This is a genomic window from Rhizobium sp. EC-SD404 (assembly GCF_902498825.1).
In the GTDB taxonomy this organism is placed as follows: domain Bacteria; phylum Pseudomonadota; class Alphaproteobacteria; order Rhizobiales; family Rhizobiaceae; genus Georhizobium.
Genome location: NZ_LR701459.1, coordinates 2101250 through 2125277 on the forward strand (window position 1 = coordinate 2101250; position 24028 = coordinate 2125277).

The following is a 24028-nucleotide window of genomic DNA, read 5'->3' on the forward strand; positions in this document are numbered from 1 at the left end:
TCGGCAGATGAAAAGCCAAAGTGTCTTTGCTTTCAAGCGGCTTCATCATCGAAGCTCACAGCGACGGGTGCCGGCCCGCGCGACCGGTAGCGAGCGCCTTTCCACCAGAGGCGGAGCGCCTCGAAATGGATGCCCGCCACGATCTTCCATGTCTGGAACGGAACCCGCAGCAGGCAAGCGCCAAGCGTTCTCGTGGTGAAGTCGGTGCGCTTTCCGTCGAAGGTGGCGGACAGGTACGGTCCATTCCCATCCGTTTCGAGGATGCGCCACCGCATCGCGTCTCCGGGCGGGAGCATCCGGAAATGGTAGCGCATCTCCATGTCGATGAAGGGCGAGACGAAGAACCGCTTGTTCCGCTCCTGACGAACGCCGGCCGGGCTGACGTCCCCCGGCTTGCAGACGCAAACATAACTGTGCCGTTCGCCGAACGTGTTGCGGACTTCGTAGACCAGCGCCTTCAGAACATCGCGCTTGTCGTAGGCGTAGTAGACAGCCAGCGGATTGAACACGCGCCCAAGTACGCGCGGATAGCAGGCAAGCAGAATGCGGTCGGCCTTCTCGATCAATCCAGCCTGGCTCAAAAGACGATCGACATAGCTGCGCACGCTCTCGTGAGGGCCGTCGATGTGGTCGCTCTCATGGAACGACACCACTGCTCTCCGATTCACACCGAACAGCCCGCTTTGGCGATCCGCCTCGTCGAGCCGGTCGAGATCGATCAGGATGTTGAAGACGCGGTAGGTGAAGCGGTGCGGCTTCGGGCGCATGCGCTGATGCATGACGTCGCCCACATAGAGACTGATAGCCGCAGCCGGCGCCGGAAAGGCGATGTTCGCTGAGGCCTGGCTGGTCTCGAAGATGGGGGCGTGCACGGTCATGGCGAAAGCCTATTCCGCCGCCTCGACGAAGTCGACCGAGGGGTCGGCGCCCCATGTCCGCCAGGGAATCACTGCGCCAAGGGCCTCGGCCGCAGCGAGGCCCGAGGACAAGCCGTCCTCGTGAAACCCGTAGCCGGTCCACGCACCGGCAAACCACGTGTTCGAGCGGCCTTGAAGACCGGCCAGCTGCTTCTGGATCCTGACGGCATCCGCGCCGAATTGCGGGTGATCGTAGGAGAATTCGGCAAAAACCTTGGCCGGATCCGGTTCGCGATCGGGGTTGAGCGTCACGAAGAGCGGGCAGGCGGGATCGATGCCCTGCAGGCGGTTCATCCAGTAGGTAACCGCCACGTCGCCTTCTCCGCCATCGACCGACGAACGCAGATAGTTCCAGGAAGCCCAGACCTTGCGTCGCTTGGGCATCAGGTCGGGATCGCGGTGCAGAACGACGCGGTTCGGCCGATAGGGTATGCCGGCAAGCACGCTGCGCTCGGCTTCGCTTGCATCTTCGAGCATCGCCAGCGCTTGATCGGAATGCGCCGCGATGACGATGGCGTCGTAGACCTCTTCATGCCCTGCCGTATCTCGGACATACACCTTGCCGCCGGCGCGTCGAACACTGACAGCGCCGCAACCGACGCGCGTCTTGTCCTTCAAAGGAGCCAGCAGGCGCTCCAGATAGGTTCGCGATCCACCCGTGACGGTGCGCCACGGAAGCTGCTGGCTGTGCACGAGGCGGTGGTTGTCGAAGAAATTGACGAAATGCTCGGCCGGAAATTCCATCATCTGCTTGGCAGGCGTCGACCAGATCGCAGCCGCCATCGGCACGAGGTAGTTGTTGGTGAAGCCCGGTGAGAAGCGGCGCCAGTTGAGATAGTCGCCGATCGAAATGTTGCGCAGATGGCCGTCGGCACGGTCGCGCAGGCACATCTTGTTGAAGCGCAGAATCTCCCGCAGCATCATCAGGAAGGTCGGGCGGAAGAAATTGCGCTTCTGGGCGAAGAGGGTACGGAAACCATCACCGCTCCACTCCAGCTTGCCATGGTCGAGCGAAAGCGAGAAGCTCATATTGCTCTTGTGCGTCTCGACACCGAGATGCTCGAACAGGGCTTTCAGATTCGGATAGTTCACCTCGTTATAGACGATGAAGCCGGTGTCCACGGCGATCGACTTGCCGTCGTAATCGACGTCGACGGTCGCCGTATGTCCGCCGAGACGATGTTCCTTCTCGTAAAGCGTGACGTCGTTCGTGGCATTCAATGCCCAGGCCGCGGAGGATCCGGAGATGCCGGAGCCGATCACGGCGATCCGGCGATGCGGGCCGTTCGCACGGTCGATCGGCACGGCGCCGCGTTCCGGATGGGGCAGGTGAACGGTCATGCTGCTTCCTTGAGTTTCTTGTATGCGTCGAGAGCGCGTTGGCGTGCTTTCTGATGGTCGACGATGGGGCGCGGGTAATCTTTGCCGAGATCGATTCCCGCACGCGTCAGAATTTCGCTCGGCGCTTCCCAGGGCGTCTGGATGTATTTGTCGGGCAGCTCGGCCAGTTCGGGCACGAACCGGCGGACATAATCGCCCTTTTTATCGAATTTCGAGCCCTGAAGCATCGGATTGAAGATGCGGAAATAGGGAGCGGCATCGGCACCCGAACCGGCGACCCACTGCCATTGCGCAGCGTTGGAGGCCGGGTCGGCATCGACCAGCGTATCCCAGAACCAGTCCTCGCCGATGCGCCAGTCGATCAGGAGATGCTTGGTCAGGAAGGATGCGACGATCATGCGCACTCGGTTGTGCATCCAGCCGGTTTGCCACAGCTCGCGCATGCCGGCATCGACGATCGGGTAACCCGTCATTCCGCGCTGCCAGGCACGCAGGCCGTCTTTGTCCTGTCTCCAAGGCATTGCATCGAAGGCGGCATTGTAGTTGGCTTCGGCAAGATCCGGCTTGTGATAGAGCAGGTGATAGGAAAACTCCCGCCAGACGATTTCCTTGCGATAGGTGGTGCGATCTTCGCTCGAGACTTCCTTCGGGCGGCGGCTCGTCTCCGCCCAGATCTGGTAGGGCGTGATTTCGCCGAAGGCCAGATGCGGCGACATGCGTGATGTTCCGACACGGTCGGGCAGGTCGCGGCCTTCCGCATAGGCGTTGAACGGCCCCGAGATGAAATCTTCCAGCCGTTCCCACGCGCCGGCTTCTCCGGGCGTCCAACTCTCCGCGATCCCACCGGACCAGTCCGGCTTCGTCGGCAGGAGCTTCCAATCGTCGAGCGTGTCGGTCGAAAGGTCGGCCGCAGGCTTTGCGGCCTTGTCCGGAGCACCTATCGGATCGCGTGGCGGCGTTCCGGCATCCAGTGCGCGCCAGAACGGCGTATAGACCTTGTAGTGGCCACCGCTGTCCGTCGCCGTTCGGTTCGGTTCGTGCAGAAGCTGCCCGTCGAAACTCTCGACGTGGATGCCGCCATCCTTGAGCGAAGCCTTGAGTCGCGTGTCGATGGCGATGCCCGCGGGCTCGTACCGCCGGTTCCAGAAGAGGCTGCCCGCCCCTGATTCGTCGACGACGGCGCGAACGAGTTTCTCGGATTCACCTCGTCTCAGAACCAAAGGGATGTTGAGCGCCTCGAGAGACGCCTTCAGAGAGACGAGAGAGTGATGAAGCCACCAGCGGCGAGCGCCGCCGAGCTTGCGAGGCGCCTTGGCTGTTTCGTCGAGTATGAAGAGCGCGATGACTGGTGCGCCGCTGGCCACGGCTTTCGAAAGAGCAAGATTGTCTCTGACGCGCAGATCGTTGCGGAACCATACAACGACAGGTCCGCCGGCATGCGCTCCATCCGTCGCGCCACCATCCTTCTCCCGCGCCTTAAGTGCCATGAAAACGCTTTTCTGTCTGAAACGTCAGAAGGGGAAATATGACCATCCCCATGTTGATCTCGTTACGTCGATACGAACGGAATGGATCAAAGGTTTCAGAGGCAAAGCGGGGATGGTTGGCTACGAAAAAGGCCGCTGCCCCGGAAACGGATGGCAAGCGGCCTTTGACGTGATTGGCTCCCCGGGCCGGATTCGAACCAGCGACCGATCGATTAACAGTCGAGTGCTCTACCACTGAGCTACCGGGGAAAAACTCGTCTTTTCGTCGAGTTGGCGAGCCTATAACAAATGCCTTTCCCACTTGCAAAGCCGTTTCCCGAAAAAAGTGCTCCGTCTTGCACAATCATCGCCGAGTGCCCACTTCTCAACACCGAGGCGCCTGGGGGCGATTGTTGCGAGGTGGCATTGCCAGCCGTGTCCGATACCAATCCTGAAAGCAAAATGGCATCCGAAAGCCGTTTCCGGTTCGATCCCGTGACCCGCACGATTCACATCCTGGGGCGCCGGATTCGCTTGCCGCAATCGCGCGCGGCACGCATCGCACTCGGCATTGCGCTCATTTTCGGCGGCATCTTCAGCTTTCTGCCGATCCTCGGCATCTGGATGCTACCGCTTGGCCTGCTCGTCTTGTCCCAGGATTTTGCATTCGTGCGCCGCTGGCGCCGATCGGGCTCGGTTTATTACGGTCGACGCTGGGGCCGGAAGCCCAAGGTGCCGCCCGGTCACGATCACGCCGAGCATTGAGCCTGCCCACTTGCACGAATGCGTGCCCGGCAATGAACGCGATCGCCACTTTACAGCCAAATCACGCTGCTTGATGTGAGGCGGACGAATCGTCCGATCGACGCCTCCAGCAAGGGTATGCGCTCTCCTCCATGACTTTTTCGACCGACCGCTTTGACGCGGGGATAGTGCGCAAGATGGCAATTGGCCTGGTTTTAGCTTCTACCCTTTTGGCCGCGACGTTTGGCGTTGCCACCACCATTCCCGAGCACATCCTCTTTCGCCAGCGGACGCTCTTCAATCTGCTGGAGCTCGATAGTCTTTCGGCCGTGCAGCCGCTCGACTACGAGACCCATGACGGTCTGACCATTCGCGCCTGGTATCTGCCGGCTGTGCCGGGAAAGCCCACGATCGTCTATTTCGCCGGCCGGGAAGGCGATCTCGTTCGAAAGCCGCGGCACCTCTATGAGTTGGCAGAGAATGGCTACGGCCTGCTTCTGGCCGGCTATCGTGGCTATGGCGGCAATCCCGGCAGGCCGCGCGAGGGCAACATGTATCGGGATGCGGCGGCAATGCTCGATCAGGCGGAGCAGGCGGGTCTCGCCCGTGATGGCTTCGTGCTCTACGGCTACTCGATGGGGTCGGGCATCGCCACCAATGCGGCTGCGCAAATTCAGCCCCGCGCACTCATTCTGGAAGCGCCGATGACGAGTTTTCCGGAAGCCGGTCGGCAGCAAGTCGCACGGGTGCCGAACTGGGTGGTGCGCACCAAGTTCGACAATGTCGCCCGTCTCGCGGAACTCAAGGTTCCGGTTCTGATCGTCGCGGGGGAGCAGGATCCGGTCACGCCGGCGCGGTTCGCCACGATGCTGGCGTCGGTGAACGATCAGTTCGCGACGGCCGTCATCGTGCCGGCCGCCAATCACGTGAACATCATTCGGCTGGGGGGACGGCAGGCGGTCGCGTCGTTCATGGAGCAGTTCGACGAGAGCGGCATTCTGGCTTCATTGTCGGCGCTCGGGGAGCAGGCCAACGATATCGCCGATTCGCTCCTCCCGGCCGCAGACGACTGACCAGCGTTCTTCGGCGTGATCGCTGGCTTAAAGCGGAGAGATCGGCGATCGCTATGGTCAGCCCGCCTGGCTGACCACGCGCTCATGGACGCCTGCCACTTCTTCGCAGACGCGTACGTGTTCGATAAGTGCATCCAAGGTCAGGCAGGCGCTGATCGTGCGGATGTCACGGTTTTGGAACTTCGGCAGCCGCTGAAGCTCTTTCAATCGTTCGAGAAGGGCCACTCGTGTCATGCTGGGTCTCCTTATCGTCTGGAGCCGGCGGCCGAGATCAGCCACCGGAGGGTTTGATACCGGCATCCTTGCCGGTCCGGTCGTCAGGCAGCGCGAACGCCAGCCGACAGCGGGATTTCGATGTCCACCTCGAGCGTCGAGACCGAGTCGCCCCGGTCCATCTTCACGAGGACCTTGTCACGATCGACCTGCACGTGCTTCGCGATCACCGCCAGGATTTCCTCGCGCAGCACGGCGACCAGATCGGAATGACCGACGGTGGTGCGCTCATGGGCCAGGAGAACCTGCAGACGCTCGCGCGCTTTCGGCGCCGATGTCGTTTGTCGATTGAAGAAGCTGAAGAGGCTCATGCCGCCCTCCTTCCGAAGATCTTCTCGAAAAGTCCGCGCTTTTCGCCTGGAATGGTCATCGCCACCTGTTCGCCGGCAAGGCGACGTGCAGCATCATGATACGCGATAGCGGCAGCACCGCGGCCTTCTGCGAGCGTGACCGGCGATCCGATGTTGGAAGCGCGCAGCACATCCATGCTTTCCGGAATGATGCCGAGAAGCGGGATGGAGAGGATCTCCAGAACGTCGTCGACCTTGAGCATGTCGCCGCGCTCGGCACGGGCCGGGTCGTAGCGGGTCAGAAGAAGGTGCTTTTCAACCCGCTCGCCGCGTTCGGCTTTTGCCGTCTTGGCGTCGAGAAGGCCGATGATGCGATCCGAGTCGCGCACCGACGACACTTCCGGATTGGTGACGACGACCGCGATGTCGGCATGACGCATGGCGAGCGTCGCGCCGCGTTCGATACCTGCGGGGCTGTCGCAGATGATCCAGTCGAACTGCTGGCGCAGCTCGGCCATGACCTTCTCAACGCCCTCGGACGTGAGATTGTCCTTGTCGCGCGTCTGCGAGGCGGGCAGCAGGTGAAGGGTCTCCAGGCGCTTGTCGCGGATGAGTGCCTGCGACAGCTTGGCGTCGCCCTGGATCACGTTGATCAGGTCGTAGACGACCCGTCGCTCGGCGCCCATGACCAGGTCGAGGTTGCGCAGGCCGACGTCGAAATCGACGACGACGGTCTTTTCGTTTCTTTGCGCCAATGCAGCGCCGAGCGCGGCGGTCGAAGTCGTCTTGCCGACCCCGCCTTTGCCCGATGTCACCACGATAACTTTAGCCATATCTCTCTCCTGTCCTGGCCGCCCCCGGCTCAAATGAGTTTTTCTGCCATGATCGCGTCGCCTTCCAGCCAGAGCTGGACGGCCTCGCCACGCAATCCGGGCTGCATGTCTTCCGCTGTCTTGTACAAACCGTCGATCGCCAGAAGCTCGGCTTCGAGCTTGCGGCAGAAAATGCGCGCCGATGCATTGCCGATTGATCCGGCAAGCGCACGGCCGCGCAGTGTTCCGTAGACGTGGATCGAGCCACCCGCGACGACTTCCGCGCCGGAGGCAACCGAACCGACGATGGTCACGTCGCCTTCCGGAAAGATCACTGATTGGCCAGAGCGCACCGGCTCGTGAATGATGATCGACGGCATCGCGCGCATGACTTGCGGCGCGGTCACCGGCTGCGGTTTGCTGCTCGATGCGGATTTCGCTGGCGTCTCCGTATCCGTTTCCGGCTCGTCGAAATCGGGAGCAGGGCGTCCACCGCGCATTGCCGGCGGCATGCCGGTCGTCAGTTGCGACGGGCGTGCGCCCTCGATTCCCATGACCCGCACATTGCGTTCGGCCAGCGCGTCGATCAGCGATTTCAGTTCGTGCTTGTCGACTTCGAGATCTTCGACATCCAGCACCACCGGACGGCCGAGAAAGAACCCCGCCGAGCGATGCGCAAGGTCGTCCAGGCGGGCAAGCCAGCCGTCCAGCGGCAGTTCCGGCGACAGAACGAGCGCCAGGAAGGAACGGCCTTTGAGCCTGATGGGACGGGTGTCGGTTAGCACTTTGGTCATCTACGTTAAAAATCCATTGCCAATCGATAGGCGTGCGTTGGTTAACCAACCGTTAACCGGACTTGCCTGTGCGAAGCTGGAGCGAGGCTGGTGGCCTGTTCCAAATCGGCACGACGCCCGGACCTGGGTCATCCGGCGGAGTGATGTCGGGTTCGCACCTCATGAGAATTCATCTCAATGTAGCGAATCGCGACTCGATGAGGCCCATTCGACCTGTAAAGCTGGGCAAAGGCGTGTCCGTCGAGCGTCCTCCACAGCGAGATTTTCGTTTTCTCCAAGCCTTGCCGATCGGCTCAGATGACGAGGCGCCGGCCCGGCGCACCATCCGCATTGAAAGGGAGTCGCCAAAAAAAGCGGCATTGCCGTCAGGCGTGCTTGAACTACAGGGGGATTCATTCTAATGCCCTCAGCCGTCGGCAACGCTTGTCGACGCGAGGCCTCGTGGCGGAGTGGTTACGCAGAGGACTGCAAATCCTTGTATCCCGGTTCGATTCCGGGCGAGGCCTCCAATCTTACGATCCCAACAAGAGCAGTTCGCCCGGATGCAGAGGCTTGTGCCTCCGCCGGCGAGGGCGGTTCTTTGCCTTTGCCATTCGTGCGATGACGGTTTATCGAAGCGACGGGCAGCGCTGCATGCGGTGCCGACGGGGATATGCAGGAGTTTTTCAGTCCGATGACGATCGATTACGCTCAGGCGCGTGCCAAGATGGTCGACTGCCAGATCCGCACCATGGATGTGACGCAACACTCGGTGCTTGCGGCCTTCTCCGAGGTGCCGCGCGAAGCTTTCGTTCCGGCCAGTTTGATGCCGCTCGCTTATATCGACGACGATCTTCTGGTGAAGGAAGGCAAGGACGGCGCGCCCGATCGGTTCATGATGGAGGCGGGCCAGTTCGCTCGTCTCGTCCAGCTTGCCGAAATTACACCGAACGACGTCGTCCTGGAGATCGGATGTGCGACCGGTTATGGCGCAGCGATCCTGTCGCGTCTCGCCGGTTCGGTCGTCGCACTGGAATCGGATCCTGACCTTGCCGACGAAGCAAGTGCCAAGCTCGCCGATCTCGGTTTCGACAATGTCGCAGTCGTGCAGGGTGACTTGGCCGCCGGCTATCAAGACGAGGCGCCTTACGACGCAATCATCTTTTCCGGCGCCGTCGGAATTTTTCCGCAGCCGATTCTGTCGCAGTTGCGCGATGGCGGTCGCCTCGTCGTCGTCGAGGGAACCGGCAATGCGGCGCGTGCCAAGCTCTATATACGCGAAGGCGAATTTACCGCGCAGCGAACGGTCTTCAATTCGGCCGTTAAACCGCTGCCTGGCTTCTCCCAGGCGCTGGAATTCGTGTTTTGATCGGTTGAATGCTGCTGTTGCGATCCGGCAACGCGCCGCCGCATACTTGGCGCAAGCTAACCTGCGTACTTGTCTCTAATAGACGGCGGCGCGATAAGCATCCGACGGACACGATTCATGATCGTGCTCGCGCTGTATTTCGACTAAGGAGTTCGTCAATGACGCGATACCGCAAATGGCTCTCGACATTCGCGCTTGCGTCTATCATGGCCTTCTCACCCACTGTCTCCATGGCCGAAACGATCCTCGGCGCCATGTCCAAGGCCTACGAAAACAATCCAGATTTGAATGCGGCTCGCGCTGGACTGCGGGCGACGGACGAAGGTGTTGCGATTGCCCGTTCGGGGTATCGCCCGCGCATCGCGGCGCAGCTCGATGTCTCGGCCACCGAGACGTCTTCCAGCTTCGGCGACGGCACCGACGCCGCTCTTGGACTGTCCGTATCGCAGACGGTTTTCGATGGCTTCCAAACGCGCAATGCCGTTCTCGGCGCGCAGTCGGATGTGTTCGCCGGCCAGGAAGGGCTTCGCAGCACGGAGCAGGACATCCTGCTGTCGGCTGCCCAGGCCTTCATGAACGTCGTGCGCGACCGCCAGATCGTGCAGATTCGTCGCCAGAACCTCGAATTCCTCAACGAGCAGCTGAACGCCGCCCAGGCGCGTTTCGATGTGGGTGAAGGCACCCGCACCGATGTCAGCCAGGCACAGGCTTCGCTCGCTGCAGCGGAAGCCGGCCTCGTTGCTGCACGGGCGCAGGTGAGCTCGTCGGAAGCCGTCTACGTCCAGATCGTCGGCGCTGCGCCGCCTGCCTCCATGTCGCCCGCTCCGGCGTCGGGTGGCCTGCTGCCGCCGTCGCTCGATACGGCGGTGACCTCCGGTCTCGCCGAGCACCCGCTCGTCAAGTCGGCGCAGTTCCAGATGAATGCGGCCGACTTTTCGGTCAAGCAGGCAGAAGGCGCGCTTCTTCCGGGTGTCAATCTGAGCGGCTCGGTCGGACAGGATCTCCAAAGCGGCGATGCTCAGGCCACGATCGGCGCGACCCTCTCGGTACCAATCTATCAGGGTGGTCTGACATCGGCTCAGGTGCGCCAGAGCAAGGAACTGCTCGGCCAGGCACGCATCAATGTCGATGTCGCCCGCAACCAGCTTCGCCAGGCGATCGTGACATCCTGGACGCAGCTTGAGGCCTCGCGCGCCGCAATTGCCGCGAACCGCGCTCAGCTCAATGCATCCGATCTCGCTCTCTCGGGCGTTATCGAAGAGCGCGACGTCGGTCAGCGCACCACGCTCGACGTTCTGAACGCGCAGCAGGACGTTCTCACCGCGCGCGAAACGCTGGCGCAGGCCGAGCGTGATGCGATCGTTGCCAGCTACTCGGTGCTGTCCACCACCGGCCGGCTGCTTGTCGGTCGCCTTGGTCTCCAGGTCGCCGAATACCGTCCGGAAGTCCATTACGAGGCCGTCCAGGACAAGTGGTACGGCCTGCGGACCATCGACGGACGCTAACCGCTCGGCGGTCTTCAAGCTTCTTCTCAGACAAAGTTGTGCATCCTCGGCGACCCACGGTCACCGGGGATTCTTTTCGTCGCATCAATCGCTTATGATCAAACCGAACGAATCGGGTCCAACTGGTCCGACAGGTGGCGGTAAGAGGGCGACAATGGCACAGACGGGCGCGGCGCGAGAGCCTTCCATGGAGGAAATTCTGGCCTCCATCCGCCGGATCATCGAGACCAATGATGCAGCGTCGCCGGACCGCGGCGATACCCGGCCGCAGCTCGCTGCAGTGCGCGAGGTGCCCCCCGCACCACAAGCCCAAAACATCCAGGCCGACAATCGCCCTGAACCTCAGGCAGCACCGTCACCCTCCGCTGCTGCACGGACCATATCGCTCGCCGATGTTGCTGCGCGCCTTCGGTCCACGCCGGATGCCCAGCCGACACTCGTCGTTGCAGCGCCGGCCGTTGAAGACGACGTCGCAATGGCGGTGACGTCGGACCATCACCAGCGCTTCGAGCGCGAAGAGCTGGAAACCGCCGCTGACGATGCCGTGGACGACCATTGGAACCGCTTGGCCGACGAGGATGAGTTCGAGGAGCCAGCCGACGGGAATGATTGGCCCGACCTCGATGCGATGGATCAATCGGCCTCCGTCCTTCATCTGCACGAGCATGCCGCCGAAACGGCACATGACACCCGGACATCGAATGAGCAGAAGGGCGGCGAACTCATATCGAGTGCTGCCGGCGCCAAGGTCGCTGCGGCGTTCGAGGATTTGAACGAAGCGGTCGTGCGCGGCCAGATGCGTTCCTTCGACGACATAGCCGAGGACATGCTGCGTCCGATGCTGAAGGATTGGCTCGACGATAATCTGCCGACGCTCGTGGAGCGCCTCGTGCGCGAAGAGATCGAGCGCGTGGCGCGCGGCGGCCGGCGTTAGAAGCTCGGCGTCGCTTCGAATACTGCCGACATTGTAGATCGCTGGCGCAAGCGAGCAGGGGCCTGTCGCCCTAGCTCGGTTGCGCATCCGGTTGACTCGGCGTCGGCCATCCGGTTTACACCGCACCACCAGTTCTCCCCCGAAAGCCGCGTTGATGCTTGAAAAATCCTATGATGCACAGGCGATCGAGCCTGAAATTTCCAAGCGTTGGGAAGAGGCGGACGCCTTCCGCGCCGGCGCCGGTGCAAAGGAGGGAGCGGACCCCTACACCATCGTCATCCCGCCGCCGAACGTCACCGGCTCGCTGCACATGGGCCACGCGCTCAACAACACGCTGCAGGATGCGCTGATCCGTTTCGAGCGCATGCGCGGCAAGAACGTGCTTTGGCAGCCGGGCATGGACCATGCGGGCATCGCCACGCAGATGGTCGTCGAGCGGCAGCTTGCAGAGCGCCAGGAACCCAACCGCCGCGCCATGGGTCGTGATGCCTTCATCGACCGCGTCTGGCAGTGGAAGGATGAATCCGGCGGGATGATCATGAACCAGCTGAAGCGCCTCGGCGCATCGGCCGACTTCTCGCGCGAGCGCTTCACCATGGACGAGGGCCTGTCGGAGGCCGTCCTCGAAGTCTTCGTCACGCTCTACAAGGAAGGCCTGATCTATCGCGGCAAGCGGTTGGTCAACTGGGATCCGAAATTCGAGACCGCAATTTCAGACCTCGAAGTCGAGAACCGCGAAGTCGAAGGCCACATGTGGCACTTCAAGTACCCGTTGGCCGGCGGCGAAACCTACGAATATGTCGAGCGCGATGCCGACGGAAACGTCGTGCTCAGCGAGACCCGCGACTACATCGCGATCGCCACGACCCGTCCGGAAACGATGCTCGGCGATGGCGCCGTTGCCGTTCATCCATCGGATGAGCGTTATGCACCTATCGTCGGAAAGCTCTGCGAGATTCCCGTCGGTCCGAAAGAGCACCGCCGTCTGATTCCGATCATCACCGACGAATATCCTGACAAGGATTTCGGCTCGGGTGCGGTCAAGATTACCGGTGCGCACGACTTCAACGACTACGCGGTCGCCAAGCGCAACGATATCCCGCTCTACCGCCTGATGGACCTGACGGCCGCGCTGCGCGCTGACGGCGAAGACTACGCGACCTGCGCCGCGCAGGCTGCCGAGATCGTCCGTTCAGGCGAGCTTCCTGACGAGGCGACAGTCGACGAGATCAATCTCGTTCCCGACGAATACCGCGGTCTGGACCGGTATGCGGCGCGTGCGAAGATTGTTGAGGCGATCAACGCCGAAGGTCTCGCCGTCATGACGACCGACGTTGAGGGCAACACCATGCCGCTCGTCGAGACGAAGATGATCATGCAGCCCTTCGGCGATCGCTCCGGCGTCGTCATCGAACCGATGCTGACGGACCAGTGGTTCGCGGACGCCGCGACATTGGCGAAGCCGGCCATCGCCTCGGTCCGCGAAGGACGCACGAAGTTCGTCCCGAAGAACTGGGAAAAGACCTATTTCGAATGGATGGAGAACATCCAGCCCTGGTGCATCTCGCGCCAGTTGTGGTGGGGTCACCAGATCCCCGCCTGGTATGGCCCGGACGGCACCGTTTTCGTCGAGAAGACGGAAGAGGAGGCGCTTCACGCCGCCATTCAGCACTACATTTCCCACGAAGGTCCGTGGAAGGCTTGGATCGAGGAGAAGCTCGAGACCTACAAGCCCGGCGAGATTTTGACCCGTGACGAGGACGTTCTCGACACGTGGTTCTCCTCCGCGCTGTGGCCGTTCTCGACGCTTGGCTGGCCAGACAAAACGAAGGAACTGGACACCTATTACCAGACCGACGTTCTTGTCACCGGCTTCGACATCATCTTCTTCTGGGTCGCCCGCATGATGATGATGGGCCTGCACTTCATGGACGAAGAGCCGTTCCATACGGTTTATGTCCACGCTCTCGTTCGCGACAAGAACGGCGCGAAGATGTCGAAGTCGAAGGGCAACGTCATCGATCCGCTCGAACTCATCGATGAGTATGGCGCGGACGCGCTGCGCTTCACGCTGGCGATCATGGCGGCGCAGGGTCGCGACGTGAAGCTCGATCCGGCCCGCATCGCCGGCTACCGGAACTTCGGCACCAAGCTCTGGAATGCGACGCGCTTCGCCGAGATGAACGGCGCCGTTCACGGCGGCGATTTCGATCCTAAATCTGCGACCCTCCCGGTCAATCGCTGGATTCTGACGGAACTCACCCGGACTGCGGGCGAGATGACGCGCGCGATGGAGGAATACCGCTTCAACGAGGCCGCCGCGAGCGCCTACCGGTTCGTCTGGAACCAGGTCTGCGACTGGTATCTCGAGCTTCTGAAGCCCGTGTTCATGGCCGGAAGTGCAGACGAGCAGGCCGAAGCACGAGCCTGCGCCGGCTTTGTCCTCGATTCCATCTATCGCCTGCTCCATCCGTTCATGCCGTTCATGACGGAAGAGCTGTGGCGGGTGACAGCCACGGGCGAGGGCCGTGCAACGCTTCTGTGCCACGCCCAATGGCCGACGCCGGACTTCGCCGACGAGGCCGCAGCCGGCGAACTCAACTGGCTGGTCGATCTCGTCACCGGCATCCGGTCGGCGCGTTCAGAGATGAACGTTCCGCCCTCGGCAACGGCCCCGCTGGTCGTGGTTGGTGCATCCGCCGACACCGTCTCGCGGCTGGAACGCCAGCGCGATGCAGTCGGCCGGCTGGCGCGCGCAACGTCGATCGAGCATGCCGAGACGCCGCCGCGGGGTGCGGCACAGATCGTGGTGGGAGAGGCGACCTACTGCCTGCCGCTCGGCCAGTTGATCGATGTGGAAGCCGAAAAGGCGCGGCTCGACAAGGCGATCGGCAAGGTCGATGCGGATCTCGCCAAGATAGGCGGTAAGCTCTCGAACGAAAAGTTCGTCGCCAACGCGAAGCCGGAAGTCGTCGAGGCCGAGCGCGAGAAACTCGCCGACCTCGAAGCTCAGCGCGCCGGTCTGGTAGCAGCCCGCGAGCGGATTGCTGCGGCCGACTGACGACCCTTCGGAGGCGCGGGACAACCAGTCCGCGCCTCCCATCCACCAAGCGACCGCATTGGTGGATCCGACCGCGGAATCCCGTTGCTGACGAGCGTGAATCAGCACCTGTCGACACCCGATGACGGGCTCAAATCAGCCGCTTCACCCACCTTACGTAACGGCAGATCGCGTAAGGAAAGCCCGATATGGCGCTTTGCGGCAGAATGTTGCGCAACGGCAACAAATCCGGGCTCACGGCCAAATCGTGTTCTAAATCGGGCCGTTCCTGCCGCAATCCACCAAAAATTTCGTCGAAACCGCCAGCCGGGGCTCTGAAATAGAGCGATTCCGAGCATCGTCATGCCGCTTAGAAGAAATCGCCCGAATGCGCACATATTGCCATTCCGCAGCGAACAAGTACCCATTTCACCACGCTCGTTTGACTAGACTGATCGGGGAGGGGTTACCATGAAGCGTGCACTACTTATTTCGACGGCTCTTGGCGTCGCATTTTCGGCCAGCCAGGCTTTTGCCGGCGGTCTGGAACGCGGCGGCTACAACATCGATCTCCTGTTCGATCCGAGCGACTACGCAGCTGACGCCAGCGTGACCTACGTCATGCCGAAGCGCGAACTCGACAACGTCGTGGACGTCAATCCTGCAAACGGCCTGGGTTCGAACGGCATTGGCGGCGGTCAGTCCAGCGGCGTTCGTGACACGGAAAGCTATTTCGTTCCGCGTGTCGGCTTCAAGGCCGGTTTCGCCGAAGCGGCAGACTGCCTCGTGCAGTACTCGCAGCCTTGGGGTGCGCATTCCAATCCGGGTGCTGACTGGGTCGGTGCGAACTCGAACATCGAGACCAAGATCGACAGCCACAGCGCCGACTTCACCTGCTCCTACCGCTTCGCGGTCGGTCCCGGCCAGTTCCGCATCATCGGCGGCGGCTACTACCAGGAAGTCGAAGGCTTCAAGGAGCGTCTTGTCGCTCCGGTTCCGCTTCTCGCACCAGGCGCCGGCTCGGGCGTCGGTCGTCTCGACCTCGAAGGCAACGGCTGGGGCTACCGCGTCGGCGCCGCCTACGAGATGCCCGAGATCGCCCTTCGTGCAAGCCTCGTCTACAATTCCGAAGTCGATCTCGGCGATGTGACAGGTACGCTCGACCTGCGGCAGGTCCCCGGTGCCATCGATCCGACAAACCCGTTCCTCGGCGGCGTCACCGATGTTTTCGGCACGGCGACAATGCCGCAGAGCGTCGAACTCAAGGTTCAATCGGGTGTTGCTCCGGGCTGGCTCGCATTTGGTAGCGTGAAGTGGGTCGACTGGAGCGTCCTGCAGACGCTGCCCTTCTGCCCGACCGCGTTCAGCGCCATTCCTTGCTCGTCAGGTGGCCCGACGGAAGCAACGTCGCTGGAACTGCTCTACCAGGATGGCTGGACAGTGTCGGCGGGTGTCGGCCACAAGTTCTCCGAGACGATCAGCGGTGCTGCATCGCTCACTTGGGATCGTGGCACATCGACAACGCTCGGCACCCAGACAGACACGTGGACGGTGTCCGGTGGCCTGTCCTACACGCCAAGCGAAATGGTTGAACTGCGCTTCGGCGGCGCGCTCGGTGTGCTGACGTCCGGCTCGTCGATCGACAGCGATGTCACCTACGATTTCGGCAACGACTTCGTCGGCGCGCTGCAGGCCGGCGCCAAGATCCGCTTCTGATACAACCTTCAAGTGTTGAATACGAAACCCGGCGCATGCGCCGGGTTTTTTTGTGCTTTGAGCCAAGTCTAAGTCGTCCCGCTACTCTCACTTTTCTCCAATGTGGCGCTTTGGTCACAGTCGTGAGCAGACAAGTTTGCTAACCATTTCGCCGGCATGATCTGCCCCTGTGCCGCCACAAACCGGGGGCAGTTGGAGGGGGCTCGAGGGGGACCGCGATGAACGCGGAGTTCGAGCAAGAGAGAGTGCCGGGGTCGGGTCATTCATGGACGTCAAATCGTTCGACAAATCGAAACTTCCGAGCCGTCATACGACGGTAGGTCCAGCGCGGGCTCCGCACCGGTCGTATCTTTATGCCGTGGGTCTCTCGGCTGAAGAGATCAATCAGCCGCTCGTCGGCGTTGCCAGCTGCTGGAACGAGGCGGCGCCGTGCAACATCTCGCTTATGCGCCAGGCGCAGGTGGTGAAGAAGGGCGTTGCCGCCGCGCGTGGTACCCCGCGCGAATTCTGCACCATCACCGTGACCGACGGCATCGCCATGGGCCACCAGGGCATGAAGGCGTCGCTCGTTTCGCGTGATGTGATCGCCGACAGCGTCGAGCTTACCATGCGTGGCCATTGCTACGATGCCATTGTCGGTCTCGCCGGCTGCGACAAATCCCTGCCGGGCATGATGATGGCGATGGTTCGCCTCAACGTGCCTTCGATCTTCATTTATGGCGGGTCGATCCTGCCCGGCTCGTTTCGCGGACGCCAGATCACCGTTCAGGACGTCTTCGAGGCTGTCGGCCAGCATTCGGTGGGTGCCATGTCGGACGAGGACCTGCTCGAGATCGAACAGGTCGCCTGTCCCTCCGCCGGTTCCTGCGGCGCGCAGTTCACGGCCAACACGATGGCGACCGTCGCCGAGGCGATCGGCCTTGCGCTGCCTTATAGCTGCGGCGCGCCGGCACCATACGAAATTCGCGACCGGTTCTGCTACGCCTCGGGCGAGAAGGTGATGGAGCTCATCGCTCGCAACATCCGTCCGCGCGACATCGTGACGAGGCGGGCGCTCGAAAATGCTGCAGCCGTCGTCGCGGCAACAGGCGGTTCCACGAACGCCGCGCTGCACCTCCCGGCGATCGCGCATGAATGCGGCATCGAGTTCGATCTCTTCGACGTTGCCGAGATCTTCCGCAAGACGCCTTATATCGCCGATTTGAAGCCCGGCGGACGTTATGTCGCCAAGGATATGTTCGAGGCCGGCGGCATTCCGCTCCTGATGAAGACCATGCTCGAGCACGGCTATCTTCATGGCGATTGCATGACCGTCACAGGCCGCACTATCGCCGAAAACATGGAATATGTCCGCTGGAATGAGCAGCAGGATGTCGTTCGCCCAGCCGATAAGCCCATTACGGCAACGGGCGGTGTCGTGGGGCTACGGGGCAACCTCGCGCCGGAAGGCGCGATCGTGAAGGTTGCCGGCATGACGAACCAGAAATTCTCCGGAACCGCGCGCTGCTTCGACAGCGAGGAAGCCTGCTTCGAGGCCGTTAGCCAGCGCGACTACAAGGAAGGCGACGTCATCGTCATTCGCTACGAGGGTCCCAAAGGCGGCCCCGGAATGCGTGAGATGCTGGCGACGACCGCTGCGATCTACGGCCAGGGCATGGGCGACAAGGTCGCACTGATCACCGACGGTCGGTTTTCTGGCGCAACGCGCGGCTTCTGCATCGGCCATGTCGGCCCGGAAGCGGCCGAAGGTGGTCCGATCGGACTGCTGCGCGACGGCGACATCATCGAGATCGATGCTGTCGCCGGCACGCTGAACGTCAAGCTGACGGACGAGGAACTAAAGGCCCGAGCTGCGGATTGGAGACCGCGGGAAAGCGATTACGCCTCAGGCGTGCTCTGGAAATACGCACAGACGGTGGGATCGGCGCGCTACGGCGCTGTGACCCATCCGGGCGGCGCTAAAGAAAAACACTGCTATGCGGATATTTGACATCATGCTGCGTCGGTCGCGTCTTTGTCGGATGATGGGTTTTGTTGCGAGCGTCGCGACCGTTTGCTGTGCGGCAGCGCCGGCGCGTGCATTCGATCCAGATGCCGGCGTGACGCGCGAATCCGGGCCTTTCGATCTCTTCCGCTTCGGCTTTTCCGCTTACAAGAACGGCGACAAGAACGGCGACAAGGACGACGCCGTCGAAGCCTATCGCTATGCCGCCGAAAAGGGTCATCCCGGTGCGCGCTGGGCACTCGCCAACATGTATGCCTATGGCGATGGCGTCGAAGAGAACGACTACGAGGCCTTCAAAATCTACCACGAGATCGCCCAGCAGGGTGTCGAACCGGGGTCCGAAGATCTCGGCTATTTCGTCAATGCCCTGATGTCGCTTGCCGGCTACTACAAGCGTGGCATTCCGGGAAGCCCGGTGGCTGTCGACATGGTGCAGGCTCGCCAGCTCTATTTCCACGCGGCTTCGGCCTTTGGCCTGGCCGATGCGCAGTTCGAGCTCGCTCGTTTGATGATGGACGGGCTGGGTGGCGACGACGATGTCCACCAGGCGAAGAAATGGCTGAACCGCGCGGCTCAGACGGGCCATGCAGGCGCAACCGCGCTGCTGGGGCACCAGCTCTTCACCGAAGGCCAGGTCGTTCGTGGCTTGGCCTATATGACGAGCGGCCTGGAACGGGCAGGCGACGCCGAGAAGATCTGGATCCGCACGCTGCAGGAACAGGCCTTCTCGATCGCAGACGAGAACGACCGTCGCACTGCGATCGCACTGGCCCAGGATCTCATTGCGCGCCAGTAGCTTTCGTCCAGCCGCGACGTTCTGTGATCAGCAGGAGCCGGGTTGGCGCAGCCACGACGTGTTGTTCAGCTCCATGCCACATAGTGCGTTATAACGCTCGCCGTTGACGTCGAGGCAGATCGTATCGCCTTGAGCGACACGCTCTCCCTGATGCCGGCAGCGCCCGCTACCGCCCATTGCGGGATCGTCGCCGCGGTCCTGAGTTTCGCCAATGACACTTTGGCTCGGCCATTCCCGAGCAGGCTCCTGGGCGGACGACGCGCTCGCCATCAGTGCGGACAATAAGAGAACTTTTCCCAGCGTCTTCATTGCTTCACCTCCCGCGCTCCCGTTCGCAGGATAGCGCCGGGGTAGCTGGCTGCGCAATGTCGCCGAATTCGGCCTGCCGTGGTCAGAAGGCCAGGACGGCCGCTGCTGGCACGTGGTCCGACGGCTTTTCCCAGCTGCGCACCTGCCGGTCGATGTCGGCGGATACGAGCTTCGAGGCAGCTTCCGGCGAGAGCAGCAGATGGTCGATCCGGATGCCGTTGTTCTTCTGCCAGGCGCCGGCCTGATAGTCCCAGAATGTATAGAGCGCTGGCGCGTCGCTCACCGCGCGCACCGCGTCGGTCATGCCGAGGTGCTGTAGCATGCGGTAGGCGTTGCGCGTTTCGGGCTGGAACAGGGCATCGCCCAGCCATGCAGCCGGGTTATAGCAATCATAGGGCTCGGGAATGACGTTGTAGTCGCCGGCAATCACGATCGGCTCCTCGAGCGCAAGGCGCCCTTCCAGCCAGGTGTGAAGCCGCTTCATCCAGGCGAGCTTGTAGGGGAATTTCGGCGTGTCGATCGGATTTCCGTTCGGCAGATAGATGCACGCGACCCGCACGACGCCTGAGGCGGTGGAAAAGACCGCTTCCATGAACCGCGCGTGGTCGTCGGCATCGTCTCCGGGAAGACCGCGTAAAACCTCGTCAGGCGATGTGCGCGACAGGATCGCGACGCCGTTGAAGCCCTTCTGGCCGTGAGTCTCGACATGGAAGCCGAGCGTCTCGATCTCAAGCCGCGGGAAGTTCTCGTCGACGGATTTGATCTCCTGAAGGCAGATCACGTCGGCATCCGTCTCCTTCAGCCATGTGAGAAGATTGTCCAGCCGCGCCTTGATTCCGTTGATGTTCCAGGTGACGATTTTCATGCCGATGATCTCGCTCGGGAGGTGAGGCGCCGCGCAGCGACGATCGAAGAAATGGCGGCGGTCACCACGGGTAACAGAACGAGGCTGACGCCGAATGCGAGCAGGGATAGATCATGCGGCTCGTCCGTCAAGGCATGGCGCAGTTCGGTGCCGATGATCACCAACAATCCGGCTGAGATCATCGAGCCGAGCACCAATCGTCGCGCGAGCAACCCGGCCGAATAGCTGACGAGCACAGGCGGCTGGAACCGGCGCCTCGGCCGATCAGATCGAGAAGCTGGTGCCGCAGCCACAGGACGCGATCGCGTTCGGATTGCGGATCTGGAAGCTCTGGCCCATCAAATCATCGACGAAATCGATCTCCGAACCGGCCATGTAGACGAGCGACATGGAATCGATCAGCACCTTTCCCGTGTCTCCGCCGAGAACGAGATCGTCGTCCTGCTGGTCGTCCACCAGATCGAACTTGTAGGAAAACCCTGAGCAGCCGCCACCTTCGACCGAGACGCGCAGGGCCGATTTCGATGGTTCGGCAGCGATGATCGCGGCCACGCGACGGGCGGCGGCCTCCGACAATGTCACTTTCTGGATATCTTGGATGGTCATGATCACTCCGTCGACAGGGCAGCGCAGCGGCAGCAAGAATTCCTGTAACTATATATCTATAGGTATGAAGCCGGCGAGGGGGCGTCAATGGCGCTTGTCTCGTGCTTCAGAGGTGTATGCGGCGACATGGGATGGGCGGAGATGCTGGACAAGAGCCTGCTGGGCTACGGATTTTGCGAACGGGCGCCCTATGCGGCCGACCCGGCGAGCACACGCGGCCGGCTGGTTCCCGAAGAGCAAAGCCGTACCCGCTCCGATTTCCAGCGTGACCGAGACCGTATCATCCATTCCACGGCCTTCAGGCGGCTTGCGCACAAGACTCAGGTTTTCGTGGCGCTCGAAGGCGACCATTATCGCACGCGCCTCACGCACACGATGGAAGTCGCCCAGATCGCCCGCGGTCTCGCCCGGGCGTTGCGGCTGGATGAAGATCTCGCGGAGGCCGTGGCCCTCGTCCACGATTTCGGCCACACGCCTTTCGGCCACACCGGCGAGGATGTGCTCGACGAGGTGCTCGGCCATTGCGGCGGCTTCGACCACAACGCTCAGTCGCTGCGCATCGTCACCGCACTCGAACGTCGCTACGCGAATTTCGATGGCCTGAACCTTACCTGGGAAACGCTGGAGGGCCTGGTCAAGCACAACGGCCCGTTGGTCGGCCCGCATGCAAACGGGGAACCGGTACCGAAGCCGATTCTCGATTTCGACGCGCGGCTCGATCTGGAACTCGACAGCTTCGCGAGCCTGGAGGCGCAGGTGGCGGCGATCGCCGATGACATCGCCTACAACACGCACGACATCGACGACGGCCTGCGGGCGGGCCTGCTGACGCTGGAGATGCTCGAAGAGGTCCCATTCCTGGCCGACATGCTCGCATCGATGCGGGCGCAGCATCCCGATCTCGATGCGGGACGCATCGCTCATGAGATCATGCGCCGCCAGATCACCTCCATGGTCGAGGACGTCATCACCGTCGCCCAGACACGCATCGGCGAGGACAATCCGCAATCGTCCGGCGACATCCGCGCCGCGGGCCGGGCGTTTGCCGTGTTTTCGGAAGAAATGGACGCGACGGACAAGGCGTTGAAGCGCTTCCTTTTCGCCAACCTTTATCGTCATCCGGACGTGATGCGGGTTCGCAAGGCGGCGGCCCAGGTGCTGCACGACCTGTTCGACGCCTTGATGGACGATCCGAGCCTGATGAAAGGTCATTTCTGGCAGGACGGCGTCGTGGGCGCATCGGGCGACGACAAGGCGCGCCATGTCGCCGACTATCTGGCCGGGATGACGGACACCTACGCGCTGTCGATGCACCGGCGATTGTTTGACCATACGCCTGAATTGCGTTAGCGCAGGCCCGACTTCCCGCTTCCCCGTCGTGACGGCGTGCGCGCTCTTCAACGCCGTGGACGACTGCATTTCGGACTGAAACGATGAATCTGTTCAAAGACTTCGAAGGCCGCATCAAGAGTGGGCTTCAAACCCTTGAAGACATTGCAGCTGCCGAAGGTTTGCCGCTTGATCGTATTGCCGTGGAGCCGCCACGCGACACCACCCATGGCGACGTTGCGACGAATGCGGCGCTGGTTCTCGCCAAGCCGCTGGGCATGAACCCGCGAGCGCTTGCCGAACGCATCGTACCGGTTCTGGAAGCCGACCCCGACATCGCTGCCGTCTCGATCGCGGGGCCTGGCTTCATCAACATGAAGCTGTCGCCGGCCTATTGGCAGAAGCTTCTTGCCTATGTCCTGAAGCAGGGCACCGATTTCGGTCGCTCCGAGCTCGGCGTCGGCAAGGCCGTCAACGTCGAATATGTTTCGGCCAACCCGACGGGCCCGATGCATGTCGGCCACTGCCGCGGCGCCGTCGTCGGCGACACGCTCGCCAACCTGCTTGGCTTTGCTGGCTACGAAGTCACCAAGGAATATTACATCAACGATGCCGGCGCGCAGATCCAGGTGCTCGCCCGTTCCGCCTATCTCCGATACCTCGAAGCGCTCGGCGAAACGATCGGCGAGATCCCGTCCGGCCTCTATCCGGGCGACTATCTCGTGCCGGTGGGCGAGGCGCTGAAGGATGAGTTCGGCGATGATCTGAAGCATATGCCGGAAGAAGAGTGGCTGCCGCTCGTCTCGGATCGCGCGATCGACGCGATGATGGTGATGATCCGCGCCGATCTCGCCCAGTTGAACGTCGTGCATGACGTCTTCTATTCGGAACGCTCGCTCCATGCCGAAAATGGCGGCGCGATCCTATCAGCGATCAACGATCTTACCTTTAAGGGTCACGTATACAAGGGCACGTTGCCGCCGCCGAAGGGCCAGTTGCCGGAAGACTGGGAAGACCGCGAGCAGACGCTGTTCCGCTCGACGGCGGTCGGTGACGACATCGACCGGCCGCTGGTCAAATCCGATGGCACCTTCACCTATTTCGCCGCCGATGTCGCCTATTTCCGCGACAAGTTCGAGCGGCATTTCGACGAGATGATCTATGTGCTCGGTGCCGACCACGGCGGCTATGTGAAGCGGCTGGAGGCCGTTGCCCGCGCCGTTTCCGAAGGCAAGTCCAAGCTCACAGTACTCTTGTGCCAGCTGGTCAAGCTCTACCGCAACGGCGAGCCCGTGCGCATGTCGAAGCGCTCGGGCGATTTCGTCACCCTGCGCGAAGTGGTGGAAGAGGTCGGCCGCGACGCCGTGCGCTTCATGATGATCTACCGCAAGAGCAGCGAGCCGCTCGATTTCGATTTCGCCAAGGTCACCGAACAGTCGAAAGACAATCCGGTGTTTTACGTCCAGTACGCCCATGCGCGCTGTGCCAGCGTGATGCGGCAGGCTGCCGAAGCGTTTCCGGGTGTGGCACTCGACGACGCCGCATTCGCTGAAAATCTCGACCTGCTGACCGATCCGAGCGAACTGCAGCTCATCGGAAAACTCGCCGAATACCCGCGCATGGTGGAAAGCGCTGCCATCTCACAAGAGCCTCATAAGATCGCATTCTACCTCTACGATCTGGCCAGTGAATTCCATGGGCACTGGAACAAGGGTAAGGATTTTCCGGAATTACGCTTTGTTAACGATAAAAATCGAGAATTAAGCTTCGCCAGATTGGGTCTGGTGCGCGCAGTTGCCTCAGTCCTTCGTTCCGGACTGACCTTGACGGGCACTGAAGCACCAGAAGAAATGCGGTAGCAAAGC

22 protein-coding genes and 2 tRNA genes are annotated in these 24028 nt (G+C 61.9%); 12 read left to right on the forward strand and 12 right to left on the reverse strand.

The window, feature by feature from the left end; genetic code table 11:
* Positions 1–32 precede the first annotated feature (32 nt).
* The 4 genes from GC125_RS10850 to GC125_RS10865 form a co-directional block, all read right to left on the reverse strand.
* Positions 33–878 (reverse strand): DUF1365 domain-containing protein, encoded by an 846-nt coding sequence (locus tag GC125_RS10850; protein ID WP_151985681.1) that lies wholly within the window; start codon positions 876–878, stop codon positions 33–35.
* A 9-nt stretch (positions 879–887) separates the two neighbouring features.
* Positions 888–2258 carry an NAD(P)/FAD-dependent oxidoreductase gene (locus tag GC125_RS10855; RefSeq protein ID WP_151985682.1) on the reverse strand — a complete coding sequence of 457 codons (1371 nt, stop codon included), beginning with the start codon at positions 2256–2258 and terminating at the stop codon, positions 888–890.
* Entirely contained in the window at positions 2255–3745 is a 1491-nt protein-coding gene (locus GC125_RS10860; protein WP_151985683.1) for a cryptochrome/photolyase family protein, read from the reverse strand. Before GC125_RS10860 ends, GC125_RS10855 begins: the two co-directional genes overlap by 4 nt.
* A 174-nt stretch (positions 3746–3919) precedes the next feature.
* Positions 3920–3994, reverse strand: a tRNA-Asn gene (locus GC125_RS10865).
* 192 nt (positions 3995–4186) lie between these two features.
* On the opposite strand from GC125_RS10865, the gene GC125_RS10870 reads away from it, so the two are divergent.
* Positions 4187–4489, forward strand: a complete 303-nt coding sequence (locus GC125_RS10870) for a hypothetical protein (RefSeq protein WP_151985684.1) — start codon at positions 4187–4189, stop codon at positions 4487–4489.
* A 176-nt stretch (positions 4490–4665) separates the two neighbouring features.
* Positions 4666–5541: an alpha/beta hydrolase gene (locus GC125_RS10875; RefSeq protein ID WP_199864546.1), complete on the forward strand. Its 876-nt coding sequence runs from the start codon at positions 4666–4668 to the stop codon at positions 5539–5541.
* A gap of 57 nt (positions 5542–5598) precedes the next feature.
* Here the strand turns inward: GC125_RS10875 and GC125_RS20015 are convergent, their stop codons facing one another.
* The 4 genes from GC125_RS20015 to minC all read right to left on the reverse strand — a co-directional run bounded on the left by GC125_RS20015 (position 5599) and on the right by minC (position 7710).
* On the reverse strand, positions 5599–5775 hold the full coding sequence (locus GC125_RS20015) for a hypothetical protein (protein WP_199864547.1): 177 nt from the start codon (positions 5773–5775) through the stop codon (positions 5599–5601).
* An 83-nt stretch (positions 5776–5858) separates the two neighbouring features.
* A complete protein-coding gene (gene minE / locus GC125_RS10880) occupies positions 5859–6125 on the reverse strand; it encodes a cell division topological specificity factor MinE (protein ID WP_126010534.1) in 267 nt (88 codons plus the stop codon).
* Complete coding sequence (gene minD / locus GC125_RS10885; protein ID WP_151985686.1) at positions 6122–6937, reverse strand: septum site-determining protein MinD; 816 nt, start codon at positions 6935–6937, stop codon at positions 6122–6124. Before minD ends, minE begins: the two co-directional genes overlap by 4 nt.
* Before the next feature lie 29 nt (positions 6938–6966).
* Positions 6967–7710 carry a septum site-determining protein MinC gene (gene minC / locus GC125_RS10890; RefSeq protein WP_151985687.1) on the reverse strand — a complete coding sequence of 248 codons (744 nt, stop codon included), beginning with the start codon at positions 7708–7710 and terminating at the stop codon, positions 6967–6969.
* Positions 7711–8145: 435 nt separating this feature from the next.
* On the opposite strand from minC, the gene GC125_RS10895 reads away from it, so the two are divergent.
* From GC125_RS10895 to GC125_RS10930, 8 genes are all read left to right on the forward strand, one after another.
* Positions 8146–8219 (forward strand) — tRNA-Cys (locus GC125_RS10895).
* A 164-nt stretch (positions 8220–8383) separates the two neighbouring features.
* Positions 8384–9058 (forward strand): protein-L-isoaspartate O-methyltransferase family protein, encoded by a 675-nt coding sequence (locus GC125_RS10900; protein ID WP_199864548.1) that lies wholly within the window; start codon positions 8384–8386, stop codon positions 9056–9058.
* A 158-nt stretch (positions 9059–9216) separates the two neighbouring features.
* Positions 9217–10563: a TolC family outer membrane protein gene (locus tag GC125_RS10905; protein WP_151985688.1), complete on the forward strand. Its 1347-nt coding sequence runs from the start codon at positions 9217–9219 to the stop codon at positions 10561–10563.
* A 154-nt stretch (positions 10564–10717) separates the two neighbouring features.
* Entirely contained in the window at positions 10718–11497 is a 780-nt protein-coding gene (locus tag GC125_RS10910; protein WP_151985689.1) for a PopZ family protein, read from the forward strand.
* 154 nt (positions 11498–11651) lie between these two features.
* Complete coding sequence (locus GC125_RS10915) at positions 11652–14558, forward strand: valine--tRNA ligase (RefSeq protein ID WP_151985690.1); 2907 nt, start codon at positions 11652–11654, stop codon at positions 14556–14558.
* A gap of 450 nt (positions 14559–15008) precedes the next feature.
* Positions 15009–16253 (forward strand): OmpP1/FadL family transporter, encoded by a 1245-nt coding sequence (locus tag GC125_RS10920; RefSeq protein WP_151985691.1) that lies wholly within the window; start codon positions 15009–15011, stop codon positions 16251–16253.
* Between the two features lie 265 nt (positions 16254–16518).
* The gene (ilvD, locus tag GC125_RS10925; RefSeq protein WP_151985692.1) at positions 16519–18243 is read left to right on the forward strand and encodes a dihydroxy-acid dehydratase; all 1725 of its coding nucleotides are present in this window, start codon (positions 16519–16521) and stop codon (positions 18241–18243) included.
* Positions 18244–18274: 31 nt separating this feature from the next.
* Positions 18275–19054: a tetratricopeptide repeat protein gene (locus GC125_RS10930; RefSeq protein ID WP_199864549.1), complete on the forward strand. Its 780-nt coding sequence runs from the start codon at positions 18275–18277 to the stop codon at positions 19052–19054.
* A 27-nt stretch (positions 19055–19081) separates the two neighbouring features.
* Here GC125_RS10930 and GC125_RS10935 read toward each other — a convergent pair whose 3' ends face one another.
* The 4 genes from GC125_RS10935 to erpA form a co-directional block, all read right to left on the reverse strand.
* Complete coding sequence (locus tag GC125_RS10935) at positions 19082–19363, reverse strand: hypothetical protein (protein WP_151985694.1); 282 nt, start codon at positions 19361–19363, stop codon at positions 19082–19084.
* 82 nt (positions 19364–19445) lie between these two features.
* The gene (xth, locus tag GC125_RS10940) at positions 19446–20228 is read right to left on the reverse strand and encodes an exodeoxyribonuclease III (RefSeq protein ID WP_151985695.1); all 783 of its coding nucleotides are present in this window, start codon (positions 20226–20228) and stop codon (positions 19446–19448) included.
* Positions 20225–20410 carry a hypothetical protein gene (locus GC125_RS20020; RefSeq protein WP_199864550.1) on the reverse strand — a complete coding sequence of 62 codons (186 nt, stop codon included), beginning with the start codon at positions 20408–20410 and terminating at the stop codon, positions 20225–20227. Before GC125_RS20020 ends, xth begins: the two co-directional genes overlap by 4 nt.
* A gap of 82 nt (positions 20411–20492) precedes the next feature.
* Positions 20493–20834: an iron-sulfur cluster insertion protein ErpA gene (erpA, locus tag GC125_RS10945; RefSeq protein WP_151985696.1), complete on the reverse strand. Its 342-nt coding sequence runs from the start codon at positions 20832–20834 to the stop codon at positions 20493–20495.
* Positions 20835–20975: 141 nt separating this feature from the next.
* Here erpA and GC125_RS10950 point away from each other — a divergent pair, with 141 nt between their 5' ends.
* On the forward strand, positions 20976–22184 hold the full coding sequence (locus tag GC125_RS10950) for a deoxyguanosinetriphosphate triphosphohydrolase (protein ID WP_199864551.1): 1209 nt from the start codon (positions 20976–20978) through the stop codon (positions 22182–22184).
* Positions 22185–22267: 83 nt separating this feature from the next.
* Positions 22268–24022, forward strand: a complete 1755-nt coding sequence (gene argS, locus GC125_RS10955; RefSeq protein WP_151985698.1) for an arginine--tRNA ligase — start codon at positions 22268–22270, stop codon at positions 24020–24022.
* Positions 24023–24028: the final 6 nt, after the last annotated feature.

Bases quoted from the DNA above. Each gene is read 5' to 3' on its own strand.
- GC125_RS10850 (WP_151985681.1), bottom strand. From the start codon at position 878: ATGACCGTGCACGCCCCCATCTTCGAGACCAGCCAGGCCTCAGCGAAC.
- GC125_RS10855 (WP_151985682.1), bottom strand. From the start codon at position 2,258: ATGACCGTTCACCTGCCCCATCCGGAACGCGGCGCCGTGCCGATCGAC.
- GC125_RS10860 (WP_151985683.1), bottom strand. From the start codon at position 3,745: ATGGCACTTAAGGCGCGGGAGAAGGATGGTGGCGCGACGGATGGAGCG.
- GC125_RS10870 (WP_151985684.1), top strand. From the start codon at position 4,187: ATGGCATCCGAAAGCCGTTTCCGGTTCGATCCCGTGACCCGCACGATT.
- GC125_RS10875 (WP_199864546.1), top strand. From the start codon at position 4,666: ATGGCAATTGGCCTGGTTTTAGCTTCTACCCTTTTGGCCGCGACGTTT.
- GC125_RS20015 (WP_199864547.1), bottom strand. From the start codon at position 5,775: ATGACACGAGTGGCCCTTCTCGAACGATTGAAAGAGCTTCAGCGGCTG.
- minE (WP_126010534.1), bottom strand. From the start codon at position 6,125: ATGAGCCTCTTCAGCTTCTTCAATCGACAAACGACATCGGCGCCGAAA.
- minD (WP_151985686.1), bottom strand. From the start codon at position 6,937: ATGGCTAAAGTTATCGTGGTGACATCGGGCAAAGGCGGGGTCGGCAAG.
- minC (WP_151985687.1), bottom strand. From the start codon at position 7,710: ATGACCAAAGTGCTAACCGACACCCGTCCCATCAGGCTCAAAGGCCGT.
- GC125_RS10900 (WP_199864548.1), top strand. From the start codon at position 8,384: ATGACGATCGATTACGCTCAGGCGCGTGCCAAGATGGTCGACTGCCAG.
- GC125_RS10905 (WP_151985688.1), top strand. From the start codon at position 9,217: ATGACGCGATACCGCAAATGGCTCTCGACATTCGCGCTTGCGTCTATC.
- GC125_RS10910 (WP_151985689.1), top strand. From the start codon at position 10,718: ATGGCACAGACGGGCGCGGCGCGAGAGCCTTCCATGGAGGAAATTCTG.
- GC125_RS10915 (WP_151985690.1), top strand. From the start codon at position 11,652: ATGCTTGAAAAATCCTATGATGCACAGGCGATCGAGCCTGAAATTTCC.
- GC125_RS10920 (WP_151985691.1), top strand. From the start codon at position 15,009: ATGAAGCGTGCACTACTTATTTCGACGGCTCTTGGCGTCGCATTTTCG.
- ilvD (WP_151985692.1), top strand. From the start codon at position 16,519: ATGGACGTCAAATCGTTCGACAAATCGAAACTTCCGAGCCGTCATACG.
- GC125_RS10930 (WP_199864549.1), top strand. From the start codon at position 18,275: ATGATGGGTTTTGTTGCGAGCGTCGCGACCGTTTGCTGTGCGGCAGCG.
- GC125_RS10935 (WP_151985694.1), bottom strand. From the start codon at position 19,363: ATGAAGACGCTGGGAAAAGTTCTCTTATTGTCCGCACTGATGGCGAGC.
- xth (WP_151985695.1), bottom strand. From the start codon at position 20,228: ATGAAAATCGTCACCTGGAACATCAACGGAATCAAGGCGCGGCTGGAC.
- GC125_RS20020 (WP_199864550.1), bottom strand. From the start codon at position 20,410: ATGATCTCAGCCGGATTGTTGGTGATCATCGGCACCGAACTGCGCCAT.
- erpA (WP_151985696.1), bottom strand. From the start codon at position 20,834: ATGACCATCCAAGATATCCAGAAAGTGACATTGTCGGAGGCCGCCGCC.
- GC125_RS10950 (WP_199864551.1), top strand. From the start codon at position 20,976: ATGCTGGACAAGAGCCTGCTGGGCTACGGATTTTGCGAACGGGCGCCC.
- argS (WP_151985698.1), top strand. From the start codon at position 22,268: ATGAATCTGTTCAAAGACTTCGAAGGCCGCATCAAGAGTGGGCTTCAA.